Source organism: Nocardia sp. NPDC051990, from assembly GCF_040680755.1.
Taxonomy (GTDB): Bacteria; Actinomycetota; Actinomycetes; order Mycobacteriales; family Mycobacteriaceae; genus Nocardia.
The window spans coordinates 187,669-203,397 of record NZ_JBFAXH010000001.1; the positions used below are offsets into that span (position 1 = coordinate 187,669).

Genomic DNA, 15,729 nt, shown 5'->3' on the forward strand with positions numbered 1-15,729 from the left:
GGTGGTCGGTATCGAGGAGAACGAGTGAACGGCAGATCCATCGCACGCGCCGCCGCGGCAGTGACATCTCTCGGCATCGGCGCGGTCTTCGCCCTCACCGGCACGGCCGTCGCCGAACCATCCCCCGTCGATACCGAACTCGAACAGCTCACCACCGCGGCCGGAGCCGATCCGGCCGCGCAGGCGGGCGTCGGCGCGCTCAGCCAGTTCACCAAAATGGTGGACGTCGCCGAGCTGCGCAATGCCTCGGCCGCCTTCACACCGTTCGCCTATGCCGCGCCGACCTTCGGCTGCGGCAGCATGGGCCCGGTCACCACGATCATCGCGGCCGCCTCCACCGACGGCGCCAACCCCAATGGCGCGGCGGATCCGGTGCCCGGCAGTCTGCGGTTCAGCGCGACGCCCGCGCATTCGGGCGCACCGCTGTCCTCTGGACTCGTCGTGGCCTGGCTGAACGTGAACACCGGCGCGAGCGGCCTCACCACTCTCGACGACCGGACCGAGTACAACATGCCGACGCTGTCGAAGACCGTGACCAGTGGCCCTGGCACAGTCCTCGCCTCGATGTGGGGCATGATCGACTACCCGTTCGCGCACTGCGTGATGACGCCGACGGTCGGGATGTTCTCCGTGCCGGATCATCCGGTGCTGCCGCCCGCGCCGGCACCGGCGCCCGAGAGCGCCGCACCGGTCGGCGTGGGCGCACCGCAAGCACCGGCATAGCCCGCCTCGACTCGGGACCCGGCACGGCAGCCCATGGCCCCGGCCGCCCCGAACCGCGCGGATTCCGTATCACAGGACGAGATCGCGCACCAGAACAACTAACGCACCTTCCCGAAGAACGCCCGGACATCGGCGACGTGCATATCCGGCAGTTCCATCGGCACGAAGTGGTTTCCGGTATTGCCCTCGGGCCAGTGCGCAATGGTGTTGTCGCGCTCGGCCAGGCGCAGCATGAGTGCGGAGCCACCCGCGTAGACGCCCGTCGGCACTGCTTTTTGGCCGGTGGGCCAGACGAATCCGCCGTCGCCGAGTCCGTTGTACATCGGCCAGGACGAGGTGCCCGCCGTATTGGTGAACCAGTACAGGCTGATATTGGTCAGCAGATGATCGCGGTCCATGACCTCCTCGGCCAGGTCGGCCAGCGGGGTGAACTCATCGAATTTCTGCATCAGCCAGGCCAGCAGACCCACCGGGGAATCGGTCCAGGCGTGCGCGAAAGTCTGTGGCGCGGCGTGCAGTAACGCGTGATGGTTCACGCCGCCGGACATCCACCTCTGCATCTGATCCCACTCCGCGCGCTCGTCCGGCGTCATGGTCGGCACATCGGCCTCGGTCGGCATGCCGATACCGCCATCGATATGCACGCCGACCACGCGATCCGGTGCGATAGCGGCGATTTCAGGTGCGACGTAGGCCCCGAGATCGCCGCCCTGGGTGCCATAGCGGCGGTAGCCGAGCCGGTCCATCAGCTCGACCCACATCTCGGCCACCCGACGCATGGTCATACCGGTCTCCTTCGGCCCCTCGGAGAAGGTGAAACCGGGCACCGAAGGGACAACGACATGGAACGCCTGCGCCGGATCGAGTCTGTGGGCGCGCGGATCGGCCAGCAGGCCAATGGTTTTGGTGAATTCGACGAACGAATTGGGCCAGCCGTGGGTCAGGATCAGCGGCAGCGCATCCGGTTCGGGCGAACGCACGTGCACGAAATGCACGTCCAAGCCGTCGATTTCGGTAATGAACTGCGGGAACTCGTTCAGTGCCGCCTCCTGGGCCCGCCAATCGAATCCGGTGCGCCAGTATTCGGCCAGCTCCCGCAGATAGTCGACCGGAACACCACGCTCCCAACCCTTGCCCGGCAGCTGCGCCGACCAGCGGGTGCGGGCCAGCCGATCGATCAGATCGTCGATATCAGCCTGCGGAATGTCGATGCGGAAGGGGCGGATCTCGTTCAGCCCACCCGTCTCCCGACCGCCACGCCTCATCGAATCGCCACGCGATGCTGTATTCATCGGACTCCTTGTTCTCGGGTACGACGACAATGCTAGGAGCCAACTAGGACTATTCATGTCCTAGTTATCTGGAATTCTGAACGTCATGAACGACACCCCCGCCCGCCTGCTGCGACTGCTCTCCCTATTGCAAACACCACGGGAATGGCCGGGCAGCGAACTCGCCGATCGACTCGGCATCACCGACCGGACCGTGCGCCGCGATATCGACCGGCTGCGCGCACTCGGCTATCCGGTCGAGGCGACGATGGGTGCGGCGGGCGGCTACCGGCTGGTGGCCGGTACCGCGATGCCGCCGCTCTTGGTCGATGACGAAGAGGCGGTCGCCATCGCGGTCGGGCTGCGCGCCGCCGCCGGATCGGCCATCGTCGGTATCGAGGAGGCCTCGGTCCGCGCGCTCGCCAAGCTGGAACAGGTGCTGCCCGCGAAATTGCGCCGCCGGGTGCGGATGCTCGGCACCGCCCTGGTGCCGCACACCGACCACGCCCTGGCCGTCGATCCTGAGGTGCTGACCGCACTGGCCGCGGCCGTAACCACCAGGGAGCGGGTATGTTTCACGTATCGCAGCGAATCCGGTGCCGAAACCCGTCGGCATATCGAACCCGTCGGGCTGGTGCCGTCGCGGCGCCGCTGGTACCTCGTCGGCCACGACGTGGACCGCGACGACTGGCGTATCTTCCGCGTCGATCGCATCGACCGACCGCAGCCCACCGGCACCCGCTACCGCCCACGCGCACTGCCGGCCGCGGATCCGGCCGCCTATGTAGCGGGTCGCCGAACCAATTGGGACACACCGTCCTTCCGCGTGCGTGTGACGATCCAGGCCCCGATCGGCCGGGTCGCGGGCCGGCTCGGCGACACTCCCGGTGATATCGCACCCATCGACGACAACTCCTGCCGCCTTGACGTCACCCGCGACGACGACCCGACGTGGTTGGCCTACCGCCTGATCGACCTCGGCGCGGACTTCCGCGTCCACTCCCCGTCCGTCCTGGTGGACCGGTTGCGTACGATCGCCTCCCGCATCACCGACGCCGTCACTTGATCGCGCGTGACCGCGGTGTAGCACGATAGGAATTCGATTTCCGAACCGGAGGCCCGAACCGTGCTCGACGCCGATGACGTGCGCCGCATCGCGTTGTCCTTTCCCAAGACTGTGGAAAAGGAACGCTGGAACCATCCCACCTTCGATGTGGCGGGCAAAATGTTCGTCACCATCCCCAACGATCAGACCTCGTTCGCCGTCCGCTGCCCCAAATACGATCGCGACGAACTCATCGCCGCCGAACCGCACAAGTTCTGGGTCCCGCCGCATGAGGCATCCTCGTCCTGGGTGCGGGCCCGCCTCTGCGCCGTGGAAGATATCGACGAACTGCACGACATCCTGCTGGATTCCTGGCGCCAGGCCGCACCCACCGACCTCATCGAAGACTGACCGATTCGCTCAGTGCGGCAAGCGAATCCGCCGGAGCGTGCCGCTCTCGGTGCCGGCGATGAGTTCGTCGGAACGGCCGGGCACGGCGACCACCGACGTCATCGGTTCGCCGGTCAGCACGGCGCATGCGGTATTTGTGCCCGGATCGACTCGAACCAGCTGGCCGGTCAAGGTGGTCACGTAGAGCACGCCCGCGTCATCGATGACGAAATCGTCTGCGAAATCCGGAATTCCGGGTGCCACCGTCAAGTCCGCGAGAACGGCGACGCGGCCCGGGTCGTCGATCGGGAAGCGCACGATCCGCCCGAGCGGATTGCCGTTCATGCTGAGGTAGACCGAATCATCGCGCACCACAATGCCATTGGCGCCGGTGAACTTCGCCCGCGCGGTCCAGTCCGCATCCACACTGCCGTCCGGACGAATCCGGATCACACCGAGGGTGGAGGCGACGTAGAGATTGCCCTGCGCATCGAAGGCGGCACCGTTGGGCATGGTGAAGCCGGCAGCGAATACCGCTGGCCTTGGATCGTCGGGATCGAAGCGCACCACACCACCTGGGCGCACCACACTCGTCGGTGAATCGCCGAAGACGACGTAGAGCAGACCGTCGGGCCCGAGCCGAATCGCGCCCGGGAATTCGACCGGCACCGTCGCGGTCACCCGGCCCGCGCTGTCGTAGCGCTGCACCTCATTGCGGTACAGCCGCGATACCCACAGATTGCCCTGCGCGTCGTAGCCCAGGTTCTCCGACCAGTCGAGCACCGGCACAGCGGCGGTCGCGACGGTCGCGGCCTGGGCCGATGCGCATGCGGCGACCCCGCCCAGCTCGGGCTCGGCGATAGCGGCAGCCGCACCGACACCGGTACAGCTCAGGGCGAGTGCGGCGGCCGCCCACACTCGCACGCGCGGAAGATAGAGCTTTCTCAAAGCGGAACCTCGACTCTCCAGCCCGACCCTTGTCCGGAAGTTTAGCCATCTTGTCAATACGCAGCGAAAACTAGTCGTGTCATGAATTCGACTGAACCTCAGTGAGTTTGTCAGTATTCACCAATGCCCTTCTTCGACGGCGCGCGCGGCCGGATGCACTATCGGCGGTGGCCGGTCGACAACCCGATGGCAGTTGCGGTGCTCTTCCCCGGAATGGGGCAGCACAGCGGCCACTACCACCGCTTCGCCCGCACACCGAAGTCCGCCGGCATCGAGGTGTGGGCACTGGATACCTCAGGGCACGGGTTGAGTGAGGGTGATCCGAACAATCCCGGCACACTGGTGGAACTGGTGGCCGATGCGATGCGGACGATCGAACTGGTACGCGCGGAGTTGCCGGATACGCCGCTGATCCTGATGGGCCATTCTCTCGGGGCGGCGACCGTCCTGGGCATCCTGGGCGCGGCGGTGCCCGATCCAACCAGCGCGACCGACGACCTGCACGGACTGGAGGCAAAGTTACCGCTGCGGCCGAGCCTGCCGCCGAGCGAGCTGGTCGGGCTGGTGCTGTCCGGAGTGCCGAAGCGAGCACTCGGTGGCGGCGCACCCGGTGCACCCGGCACGCCATTGCCGAACACCCTGCCCATCCTCGCCGTGCACGGTATCGAGGACCGACGGGCGCCGATAGATGCGATGAGGGTCTGGACTCGTCGCCACGATTGGGTAAGTTTGCGTGAGTACGCCGACGCCGGGCACGACCTGTTGCACGAGCCGGTGCAGGCGCAGGTCGCCGCCGACATCGCGGACTGGATGCAAGATGCCGTCGTGGGGTTGGCGCACCGGTGAGTTGATCACGGCTGCGCGGGCAGCACGACGAGGAAGGGGGCGCGAGATGTCGGACGTGACGGTGCTGAATCAAGCGATCGACGATGGCCAGCTCTGGATCGATGGGGTGCTGGTCGCCGAGGGTGCGCACGAGCAGTGCGCCAAACGCTATGAACAACTCGCCGATGAGGTCGAGGCCAAGATCGCCGTATTGAGCGGGGCCACATCACTTCCCGGCTTCGGCGGCTTCGATTCCGGTGCGGCGCTGCGGCGCGGCTTCGAGGACAAGGCCGACGGCGCGATCATCCGATTGCGTGCATATGCCGACGCCGCACGGGCGCTCGCGCAGACCTTCCGCGCGGCCGGCGCGGCATACACCCGGGCCGATACGGATCTGGCGGCCGCGGTCGGTCGGGTCGAGGCGGTGGGAGCCGCACATGCGTAAGATGCCGCACAGTGGGGAGAAGACCCCCATTCGGTATGCCGACCCCGACTACACCGATCCCAACTACGCGCAGACCGTCGAAATCTTCGACAACCTGTCGCATCAGGAAATTCACGACGGCGTGCAGCTGATGAATCCGGTTGTCCTGGCGGCCGGTCAGCAGGCGTGGCAGGGCAGCTCGACCGGGCTCGCCAACGCCGTCGAGCAGTCGCACAGCGAGATTCGGGCCGCGATGGCCGACGGTTGGCGCGGTGCCGCGGCGGATTCCGCCGCCGCAGCGGTGCGCGAATTCGAGCGGCACGGACAGCAACTCGCGGATGTCATGGCCGCGGTCGGTCAGCGGCTCGGCCAGGCCGGCGATGCCGCCGAGGCACTGCGCGCTGCCGTAGTCGAACCATCCGGTGAGACAACGGATCTGGCCGGCGCATTGCTGGATCCAACCAAGGCGACCGAGAACATCGCCACCCAGAAATCCGCCGACGGCACCCGCCTGGATGTGGTGCAGGCGATGGACAGCATCTATACGAATGCGTTCATCGCGACCGGATCCGGCGTGCCCACCTTCCCGGATGCGGTGACCGCCGAGGTGGCGCAGCCGTCCGAGGGCGCATCTGTCGCCCAGGTAGCCACGACGCCCTTCCTCGATACCGATACGCAAACCCGCACCACCCCAACGGTTTCGGCGACCGCGCCGGTGCCGACCACACCGCACACCATCGTCGAACCCGCCGCCGTGACGACTCAACCGGCGGCCGCGCCGACCACCGTCACTCCGGTGAGCACCGTCGACACCACGCCTGCTGCCGCCAAACCCGTTGTCCCTACTGCGGATTCCCCCGCAGTGACAACCCCTGCCGCAGCCACCACATCGACGACCACACCGAATCACTCGGTGCGACCGGGCAGCGGCGCACCGGTGACCACCCCCGCGTCCACTTCGGTGGTCGCCCCGACGGTTCCCGGCACCTCCACCACCGACGACGAACGCAAACGCGATGAGCGCAAACGCGACGCGAGCGGCGATGCGATCAACGGCGTCGGCGCGGGCGCGGTCGGCGGACTCATGGGCGGTGCCATGGTCGCGGGCGACAGCCCGCGCTCCGGCATGAGCACCAGTGCGGCCGCCGCCCGCGCCCAGGCCCGCGACGAGGATGAGTACGACGACGATTACCACTTCTTCGACGACGATCTGACCTTCCTGGAACCGGCCGATGACGGCGGTGAGCTGATCGGCGATATGGATCCGACGACACCACCGGTCGTCGGCGAATGGACCGAACTGGAGTGAACTGGACGCTGACCCCGGACCAGTTCGCTATGGCCTGGGCCCGCACCGATGGCGACCGCATCCCCTACCCACTCGCCGTGCGCCTCTCGGCTCGTGATACCGCCGAGCGCACCGCCCAACTCCCCGACCTGAACCGTTGGTGCGAGGAGACTCTCGACGCCGATCTGGAGGGGGCATTGCGGGTGCTGGCCCGACCCACGGTGCGCATCGAGGTCTTCGGCGAGCGCGGTACGGCAGCGCCGTCGGTGGGAGTCGATGGTGGGCCGGACGGCACGGTCGAGGCGACGGGTCTGGTCGAGCAGATCGGTCCCTTAGCCGCCCAGCCGGGCATCACGGCGCAATCGCGTCCGGTGCGCGTACTCAGTGCGATCGCCGGGGATATAGCGGTGGTCGCGGCGCAACGAGCAGGCGCGAAGGCCGATCGCGGCGGCGATATCCGACTGTTCGTCGACCGCGTGAAAAACCTTTCCGCACGAGTGATTTCGGTGCTACCGGAGAATACGCCCGGCACCACACCGCAACTGACCGCGCCACTGGCACGGGTCAATGAGGACAGCCGGGACCTGGTGACCGTGCCGGTGGCCGGCCCGACCACGCCGACCCGAATTCGCAAGCTGCTCAGGCAAGCCCGCGACGGCATCGGCCAGATCGTGGTGTCGGTGCGCCGAGCCGACGGTGAGCTGCATCCGTTCGGGGTACTGTGCTGGATCGATGTGATCGGCGACGGCCGATACTCGGTGCGCACCGGGGTCGATGTCGATATCGTGCCCGTCACCGCGCAGCGGTTCACCGCACAGCTGCGGCCGATGGTCACCGCGGCCGAACGCACCCTCGCCATGGCCGAACGTTGGTGAGATTTGCCTACGTGACAACTGATTTCGCAAGCACATGGGGTAACTCGTCGTCGGGTACACCCAAAACTCTGCGACAACTAAACCGCCGGCCCCGCGCCGAAACCGTCTGGGTACCGACGACCGGCAAGGGGCCCGGGGAGGCGGGGAAGGCCACCGTCGATCCGGCGGCATTCATCGCGCTGACCGCGACCCTGATCGGCGGGGCGCGACGGGGACGTCCATCTGGTACGGCGCGGCGCTTCGCGCGGAATGGCGCCGATCACCATTTGCCGAACGCGCACCCATGTCCAGAACAATGCGATCCCGCACGTGCCACCGGACGTGCCGATGGAATCGGCCCCAGCGCCGCCATCGCGCACAGCGTGGTCTTTCACGGTGTGTCGGTCGGCGCGGAGGCCATTGTCGGCAATGGCAGCACCGTCGCCGGATCTGGCCGAACTCGGCGCGGGCAGAATGATCGCCGCACATTCCCCGGTCCCGCCATACGCCAAGATCCCGACGGGCGTCCTCGCCGCGGGTGCCCCGAGGTCAAGAAGTCATCGAAGGCACCCAGGCCGAGGGCTGGATCGAACTCGATCCGGGCTGCTATACCGAACTCGGCCGGCGCCACCGCAAGGGCATCACCGAAGTCCAGCCCTGATATCGGTTCAGGAGCGTGGCTTACGCCGTTCCGGTCGCTTGCCGGCATCGCGATCACGACGCGCTCCGGCGCGGAGCGGACGACCGTTCGGCGGGCCGGAATCGAGCTGCAGCTGGATGAGCTGGCCGCTGATCCTGGTGCGCCGCAACGCTTCCAGCGTCTCCGAGGAAAGGTCGGCGGGCAGTTCGACCAGGCTGTGGTCCGGACGGATGCTGATATGGCCGAAATCGCTACGGCGCAGTCCGCCCTCATTGGCGATGGCACCGACGATCGCGCCGGGCACCACCCGGTGTCGCTTGCCGACGCTGATCCGGTAGGTCACCAATTCGGTTCCGGTGACGCGGTGATGCGATGGACCACGATCCTCGCCCTCGAACCGGCGGGCGGGCCGCTCCCCGCGCGGCATGCGTTCGCGCTGCGGGCGTTCGACCGGCTCCGGTTCGGGCTCCATGAAGAAGTTGTCGCCGTCGTAACTGCTGACCGCCAGCGCCGCCGCGATATCCACCAGCGGAATATTGTGCTCGCTCTCGTAGTCCTCGATGAGCTTGCGGAACAACGCCAGATTCGTCGAGCTGAGGTTCTCGGTGATCGAATCGCCGAACTTGGCGACGCGTTGGGTGTTCACATCATCGACGCTCGGCAGCTGCATCTCGGTCAGCGGATGCCGGGTGGCGCGCTCGATCGACTTGAGCAGATGGCGTTCCCGCGGCGCGACGAACAGCAGCGCCTGACCGCTGCGCCCGGCCCGGCCGGTGCGGCCGATGCGGTGCACATAGGACTCGGTGTCGTGCGGGATGTCGTAGTTGACCACATGCGAGATGCGGTCCACATCGAGTCCGCGGGCGGCGACATCGGTGGCGACCAGAATGTCGAGCGCACCGGACTTCAGCTGGCCGATGGTGCGCTCACGCTGATTCTGCGCGATATCGCCATTGATCGCCGCGGCGGAGAAACCGCGCGAGCGCAGCTTTTCGGCCAGCTCCTCGGTGGCCTGCTTGGTGCGCACGAAGATGATCATCGCCTCGAACGACTCGACCTCGAGGATGCGGGTGAGTGCGTCGAGCTTGCGCTGATGGGAGACCTGCACCCAGCGCTGGGTGATGTTGGTATTGGTCGAGGTCTTCGACTTGACCGTGATCTCGACCGGTTCGCGCAGATATTTCTTGGAGATGCTGCGGATCGCCGAGGGCATGGTCGCGGAGAACAGCGCGACCTGCTTATCGCGCGGGGTGTCGGCGAGGATGCGCTCGACGTCCTCTTGGAAACCCATTTTCAGCATCTCGTCGGCCTCGTCGAGCACCAGATACTGCAGCTGCGACAGGTCGAGCGTGCCCTTCTCCAGATGGTCGATCACCCGGCCCGGCGTACCGACCACGACGTGCGCGCCGCGGCGCAGGCCGGAGAGCTGGACGCCGTAGGCCTGGCCGCCGTAGATCGGCAGCACATGCAGTCCGGGGATGTGGGTGGCGTAGCGGCCGAATGCCTCGGCGACCTGGATGGCGAGCTCGCGTGTCGGGGCCAGCACGAGGGCGCGCGGAAGTTTGCCGGTCGCCTCGATGCCCATGAGGATCGGGATGGCGAATGCCGCGGTTTTGCCGGTGCCGGTCTGGGCCAGCCCGACCACATCGGCACCGTCGAGCAGCGGCGGAATGGTCGCCGCCTGGATGGGCGACGGCGACTCATAGCCCACATCGGCGATTGCTGCGAGGACGCGATCATCGATGCCGAGATCGGCGAAGGTCGGGCCGTCGGTGTCCCTGTCGTTGTCGCCAGGAACACTGTCGACCTGATTGGTACTCATTGACCAGCAGTTTACTGCCTCGCGGTGGCCGCCCCGGCCACCGGGCCAATACGGTGAGACGTATGCAACCCGAAAGCGTGTCCGCACATCACCACCCGGCAGTGTCAAAAGCGGCATACGCGGGGCCTTCGATGGTTACGCAAGCTGCCTCCGCCAGGCCCGTCGCTCCCGCCGGAGCAGCGGTGGCGGTGGCGGCAGTCCAGTTCGCGCCGGGAACCGACCCGGCCGCCAATCTCGAAGCTCTGCGCGAGCACGTTCGCGCCGCATCCGAACGGGGTGCGAAGGTGGTTGTCGCGCCCGAATACTCGATGTTTGCCGTAACCCGGCTCGACGAGCGGATCGTGGCCGTCGCCGAACCGCTGACCGGGCCGTTCGTCACCGGCCTCGGCGAAATCGCGCGCGAATTCGGGGTGTATCTGATCGCTGGAATGGTCGAGCAGGTGGCGCCGGAGGCGGGCCGGATCCGCAATACCCTCGTCGTGCTCGGACCCGACGCGAACCTGGTGACGAAGTATCGCAAGGTGCATCTCTACGACGCGTTCGGACATCGCGAATCCGATGTCGTCGAGGCCGGTGCGATCGAGGCCCCGGCCACCTTCACGGTCGGCGCTGTGACATTCGGCATGCAGACCTGTTTCGATCTGCGCTTTCCGGAAGGCTGCCGCCGCGTCGCGGCGGCCGGAGCGCAGGTGCTGGTGCTGCCCGCGCAGTGGATTCCCGGTCCGGCAAAGGTGGATCAGTGGACGACGCTGTTGCGCGCGCGTGCCATCGAGAACACCGTGTACGTGGCCGCCGCCGATCAATGCGCGCCACGCGGTGCGGGCGCCTCGATGATCATCGATCCGACCGGTGCCGTGCTTGCCGAACTCGGCGACGAACCCGGCGTGCTCACCGCCGATATCGACCTCGAACAGCTCGCCGCGGTCCGCCGTACCAACCCGAGCCTGGCATTGCGGCGATTCGCGATCACCGCTGACGCACCGGAGTAGCGTTAATTCGGATGATCTACTCCGATCGGACAGCGGCCGGTCGCGCGCTGGGTTCGGAACTCGGCCACCTGCGTGCGATGCAACCGCTGGTGCTCGGACTGCCGCGCGGCGGGGTTCCGGTGGCGGCCGCGGTATGCGGGGTCATCGGGGGCGATCTCGACATCTTGTTGGTCCGCAAGCTCGGTGTGCCGTGGCAGCCGGAGTTGGCGATGGGTGCCATCGGCGAGGAAGGTATCCGGGTTTTCAATCAGGATGTGTTGTCGCACACCGGGATAACGCCGCGGCAGCTCGCCGAGATCGAGGAGGTGGAACGCGCCGAACTCGAGCGCCGACGCGAGATGTGGCGTGGTGATGCCAAGCCGATCCCGATCTCCGGCCGCACGACGGTGATCGTGGACGACGGCATGGCGACCGGGGCGACGGTGGCCGTCGCCTGTCGGGTTGCCCAGCTGCACCAACCGACGCGGATCGTGGTCGCGGTGCCGGTGTCGTCCGCGGAGGCGTTGCGCAGGGTAGAAGCCGAGGCGGATGAGGTGGTGTGTCCGTGGGTTCCGCGCTCGCTCGGCGGCGTCGGAATGGCCTATCGCGACTTCCATCAGCTGGAGGATGACGAAGTCACCGCCCTGCTCGCTTGAGATCCAGCGCACCGCGCCGATTGTGGCTGCAGTGCAGCGATCGACAGCACTGTACTGCTCGGCGGTCGGTGGCACACTCTGCAACTGATGACGCGGCACACCACGTTCCGGTTCAGTCTCGATCCCACCATGGTCGAGCAGCAGTTGCTGTTCGCCAGACCTGCCGATGCCGCGCGGTTCGCAGACAACCGGTCGCTTCGCGCGGTGCAAGCGGCGCTTACCGCAGGCAAAGTCCACATCACGTGGGAAAGTGCCGCGGACTGGGTTCGATCTGATCAATGCATTCAACCGCTACTCGGTTAAGAGGCGCTGGACATGCTTTAGCTAAGGTGTTGCCGTCCGTGTCCGGCGAAGACACAGGAGGCCGCGTTTGATCGTGTTCGGTGATCGTGTCGTCTGTTCCGCCGCCGACCTCGTGCGCGCGGCGCATTGTGAATTCGAGTTGCTGCGTGCCCTCGATACCGAACTGGGCACCATCGCGGGCACGGCCGATGGGGTGCCGAATCAGGTGTCGCGCGGCTCATCCGACGATGCGCGCGCACGCAGGCTCGCGGACTTCCGTGATCGGTTCGGCGGTCGCATGGTGGAGATCCATTACGCCGAACACGATCCGGCGGTCGATCCCCAGGGCTACCTCGCCGCGCTGCAAGCCGCCAATGCTGAGACCGTCGCGGCGCTGCGTGCCGGTGCGCATGTAATCCACGGCGGCACCTTCTTCGACGGAAAATTCGTTTGTGCCAGCGATTTCCTGGTGCGAGCCGGGCATCGGGTCCGCTACACCGTGCACGGCACCACGGCGGGTCCACCGGATCGGATCGACGCGGCACTCGAACTCGCCGCCTGCGCCGACGCGTTGGACAGCAGCGGCGCGCTCACCGCTCCCCTGGTCCGGCTGTACCTGAACGAGGGCAGCGAGAGCTTCGCGCTCACCGATCTGCTGCCGGTGTATCTGGCCCGGCGCGGCCGGGTGGAGCGGATTCTGGAAGACAAACTGAGCGAGCTGCTGCCCGTGCAATGGGGCGATCCGCGCTATCTCGCCTGCGGCCACTGCCCGACCTGCACCAGTGCGATCTCGGCGGCGCGTGATCTGCTGCTGGTGGCCGGTATGTCGCGCACGGCGCGGGCCAGGTTGCGCGAGGCCGGGGTGAGCACCATCGACCGGCTGGCGAGCAGCACCGCCACCGTGCCCGGACTGCCGCCGCGCACCTTCGGCGCATTGCGGCGCCAAGCCGAAATCCAGCTGCGCCGCGAGGATTCCGGACAGCCGACCCACACACTCGTCGACGCGATCGCATTGGGTGCGCTGCCGCCACCGTCGCCGGGCGATCTCGCACTCACCATCGAGGAGGGGCCCTCGGGTCGACTGCTCGGTATCGAGGTGGGCGGCAACGGCACGGTCCAGCTGGCCTTTCGTGCCCCCTTCGGCGCGGCTGCGACACCGCACCAGGCGATGGCCGATATCGCCGACGAGGCGGCCGGACAGCGTCGCGCAGTGGACGAGGTACTCGACTTCGTGGCACAACGGCTCCGGATGTATCCGGATATGCGCATGTACCACTACACCTCCGGCGTGCGTTCGGCGCTGCTGCGGTGGACCGGCCGGTACGGGGTCGGTGCGGAGATCGTCGAGGATCTACTGCATGCCGGCGTGCTCGTCGATCTGTATCCGATCGTGCGCAATGCCGTGCTGGTCGGGGAACGCTCCTATCGGCTGAGCCTGCTGCGGCGGCTGCTACCGAATGCGTCGGGCCAGGAACGCGATTGCGTCACCGTGCTGCGGTTGCGCGACTGGCTGTTGGATCGGGTGGCCGAACAACGCGTGGACTCGGATGCGGTACTCCTGGATCAGGCCAGCTCGTGGTGTCTGGTGCCCGGCCCGGAGGAGCCGGATCCGCGACCACCGTCGCGGCCGTCGTCGATCGAGGCAGCACTCGCGGAATATGCGGCGACACAGGGCGAGCCACGGCATCCCGCGGCATTGATGGCGGCGGCACTCGGTTATCACCGGCGCGAACGCCAGCCGCTGTGGTGGGCACATGCCGATCGGCTCAGTCATCCGCTCGACGAATGGGCCGACGCGCCAGGCGTATTGGTCGCCGATTGGGGCACGGTGGATACCAAATGGCATCGCAGCCCACACCAGCCGACCATGCGCAGATACCTCACGCTGACCGGACGGATCGGCATCGGCTGGGGCGGTGCCGATATCGCGGACGGCGTCGCGACCGGCACGGCGCTGACGCCGGGCACCACCGTGTACACCTACTACGATCAGCCGGTTGCCGCCGGGATGATCACCGCCGTCGGTCGGCGCGCGACCGCGACCGCGACCGTGCTCGGCTGCTCGGTGGACGCGAACTTCGACGACACCGTGCGGCTGGAGGAATTGCTGCCGGACGGCTGCGAACCCTACGACGAGCTGCCGACCGCGATCGCACCCGGCCTGCCCGCCTGGGACGAGAATATCGAGACCGCGGTCGAATTCGCCGCCCAGCAGCTGCTGATGGCATTGCCGGAGATCCCGGCGGGCGCGATCTTCGACATCCTCGCCCGCCGACCCCCGCGCCTACGGCGTGCCGAACGGCTACCGGATGTGCACGGTGACCATGCGGCGGCCATCACGGCAGCACTGCGCGATCTCGACGATTCCTATCTCGCGGTGCAGGGGCCGTCGGGCACCGGCAAGACCTCCACCGTCGCCAGGACGATCGAGCGTCTGGTTACCCGGCACAAGTGGCGCGTCGGGATTGTCGCGCAGACGCATTCCGCCGTGGAGAGCCTGCTCGACATGATCGTCGCGATGGGGGTGCTACCGGAACTGGTGGCCAAGAAGGATGTCGAGGCGGTGGCGCCGGAGTGGTCGGTGATCGACGGCACGCGCTATCCGCGGTTCCTGGACAATGCGGTCAACGGCTGCGTAATCGGTGGTGTACCGGCCGATTTCGCCGATGACGCAGTGGTGCCCGGCGACAGTCTCGACCTGCTGGTGATCGCCGATGCGGGCCGCTTCCCGCTGGCCGATACCGCCGCCGTCGCGGTGAGTGCGCGCAACCTGCTGCTGCTCGGCGATCCGGCGCCGTCCGCAGCGCGCAGCGCGCATCCGGAACCGGTCGACGAATCGGTGCTCGGCTGGCTCACCGAGGACCGCCTCACCCTGCCCGCCGACCGCGGCTATTTCCTGGACCGGACCTGGCGGATGCACCCGCGCGTGTGCGATCCGATCTCCCGGCTGTACTACGACAACCGCCTGCGCTCCAACGAAACCGTCACGCTCGCTCGGCAATTGGAGGGCGTCGAACCCGGTGTGGAGACAGTGCTGGTGGCACACAGCGGCGATGCCACCGAATCGGTGGCCGAGGCCCGCGAGGTGGTCCGCCGGGTGCGCGCGCTGCTCGGGGTCTCGTGGACGACCGGTGCGATGACGCGACGGCTGCATCCGCACGACATTCTCGTTGTCGCGCCCTACAGCGCCCAGGTCGGCCTGATCCGAACACTGCTGGCCCGGGCCAAGATCGAGGATGTGCTGGTCGGCACCGCCGAGCGCTTCCGTGGCCGCGAGGCTGCGGTAGTGCTCATGTCGATGACCACCTCCAGCCCCGCCGACGCACCCTACGGTATGCGATTCCTGCTGTCGCGCAGCCTGGTTCAGGCGACGCTGTGCCGGGCCATGTGGAAGGCCGTCATCATTCGATCACCACTGCTCACCGAATATCTGCCGAGTACGCCGGACGATCTGTCGGATCTGGCGACATTCCTCCGACTCGGCTGAATATTTCTTCAGCATTTGGTCGGTTCGTGACCAACATATTCAGTCCGAACCGGTTGGTTCTTTTATCGAAATTCGATCTTGAAAATCGCCATTGCGCTCCCGCGCA

15 protein-coding genes are annotated in these 15,729 nt (G+C 67.0%); 12 read left to right on the forward strand and 3 right to left on the reverse strand.

The genetic code is table 11. The annotated features are described in order from the left end of the window. Nucleotides 1-24: 24 nt before the first annotated feature. The gene (locus tag AB0L63_RS00875; protein WP_364492861.1) at nt 25-723 is read left to right on the forward strand and encodes a hypothetical protein; all 699 of its coding nucleotides are present in this window, start codon (nt 25-27) and stop codon (nt 721-723) included. A gap of 98 nt (nt 724-821) precedes the next feature. On the opposite strand, the gene AB0L63_RS00880 is transcribed toward AB0L63_RS00875, so the two are convergent. After that, nucleotides 822-2,015: an epoxide hydrolase gene (locus AB0L63_RS00880; RefSeq protein ID WP_364492863.1), complete on the reverse strand. Its 1,194-nt coding sequence runs from the start codon at nt 2,013-2,015 to the stop codon at nt 822-824. 85 nt (nt 2,016-2,100) lie between these two features. On the opposite strand from AB0L63_RS00880, the gene AB0L63_RS00885 reads away from it, so the two are divergent. Next, the gene (locus tag AB0L63_RS00885) at nt 2,101-3,060 is read left to right on the forward strand and encodes a YafY family protein (RefSeq protein ID WP_364492865.1); all 960 of its coding nucleotides are present in this window, start codon (nt 2,101-2,103) and stop codon (nt 3,058-3,060) included. Between the two features lie 60 nt (nt 3,061-3,120). Then, the gene (locus tag AB0L63_RS00890; protein WP_364492867.1) at nt 3,121-3,450 is read left to right on the forward strand and encodes an MmcQ/YjbR family DNA-binding protein; all 330 of its coding nucleotides are present in this window, start codon (nt 3,121-3,123) and stop codon (nt 3,448-3,450) included. A 9-nt stretch (nt 3,451-3,459) separates the two neighbouring features. Here the strand turns inward: AB0L63_RS00890 and AB0L63_RS00895 are convergent, their stop codons facing one another. Beyond that, complete coding sequence (locus AB0L63_RS00895) at nt 3,460-4,377, reverse strand: hypothetical protein (RefSeq protein ID WP_364492869.1); 918 nt, start codon at nt 4,375-4,377, stop codon at nt 3,460-3,462. Nucleotides 4,378-4,500: 123 nt separating this feature from the next. Here AB0L63_RS00895 and AB0L63_RS00900 point away from each other — a divergent pair, with 123 nt between their 5' ends. The 5 genes from AB0L63_RS00900 (at nt 4,501) to AB0L63_RS00920 (ending at nt 8,429) form a co-directional block, all read left to right on the forward strand. Next, nucleotides 4,501-5,223, forward strand: coding sequence for an alpha/beta fold hydrolase (locus tag AB0L63_RS00900; RefSeq protein ID WP_364492871.1), 723 nt, complete (start codon nt 4,501-4,503; stop codon nt 5,221-5,223). A 46-nt stretch (nt 5,224-5,269) separates the two neighbouring features. Further along, entirely contained in the window at nt 5,270-5,647 is a 378-nt protein-coding gene (locus tag AB0L63_RS00905; RefSeq protein WP_364492873.1) for a hypothetical protein, read from the forward strand. Next, on the forward strand, nt 5,640-6,935 hold the full coding sequence (locus AB0L63_RS00910) for a hypothetical protein (RefSeq protein ID WP_364492875.1): 1,296 nt from the start codon (nt 5,640-5,642) through the stop codon (nt 6,933-6,935). Before AB0L63_RS00905 ends, AB0L63_RS00910 begins: the two co-directional genes overlap by 8 nt. Continuing rightward, a complete protein-coding gene (locus AB0L63_RS00915; RefSeq protein WP_364492877.1) occupies nt 6,932-7,789 on the forward strand; it encodes an ESX secretion-associated protein EspG in 858 nt (285 codons plus the stop codon). Before AB0L63_RS00910 ends, AB0L63_RS00915 begins: the two co-directional genes overlap by 4 nt. 517 nt (nt 7,790-8,306) lie before the next feature. Continuing rightward, nucleotides 8,307-8,429 (forward strand): hypothetical protein, encoded by a 123-nt coding sequence (locus AB0L63_RS00920; RefSeq protein ID WP_364492879.1) that lies wholly within the window; start codon nt 8,307-8,309, stop codon nt 8,427-8,429. Between the two features lie 7 nt (nt 8,430-8,436). On the opposite strand, the gene AB0L63_RS00925 is transcribed toward AB0L63_RS00920, so the two are convergent. Then, the gene (locus AB0L63_RS00925; protein WP_364492881.1) at nt 8,437-10,230 is read right to left on the reverse strand and encodes a DEAD/DEAH box helicase; all 1,794 of its coding nucleotides are present in this window, start codon (nt 10,228-10,230) and stop codon (nt 8,437-8,439) included. A gap of 131 nt (nt 10,231-10,361) precedes the next feature. On the opposite strand from AB0L63_RS00925, the gene AB0L63_RS00930 reads away from it, so the two are divergent. From AB0L63_RS00930 to AB0L63_RS00945, 4 genes are all read left to right on the forward strand, one after another. Continuing rightward, the gene (locus AB0L63_RS00930; protein WP_364492883.1) at nt 10,362-11,219 is read left to right on the forward strand and encodes a carbon-nitrogen hydrolase family protein; all 858 of its coding nucleotides are present in this window, start codon (nt 10,362-10,364) and stop codon (nt 11,217-11,219) included. Nucleotides 11,220-11,230: 11 nt separating this feature from the next. Next, on the forward strand, nt 11,231-11,854 hold the full coding sequence (locus AB0L63_RS00935) for a phosphoribosyltransferase family protein (protein WP_364492885.1): 624 nt from the start codon (nt 11,231-11,233) through the stop codon (nt 11,852-11,854). Nucleotides 11,855-11,941: 87 nt separating this feature from the next. Beyond that, complete coding sequence (locus AB0L63_RS00940; protein ID WP_364492887.1) at nt 11,942-12,157, forward strand: helix-turn-helix domain-containing protein; 216 nt, start codon at nt 11,942-11,944, stop codon at nt 12,155-12,157. 73 nt (nt 12,158-12,230) lie between these two features. Then, entirely contained in the window at nt 12,231-15,623 is a 3,393-nt protein-coding gene (locus AB0L63_RS00945; protein WP_364493926.1) for an AAA domain-containing protein, read from the forward strand. The last annotated feature ends 106 nt before the right edge of the window (nt 15,624-15,729 follow it).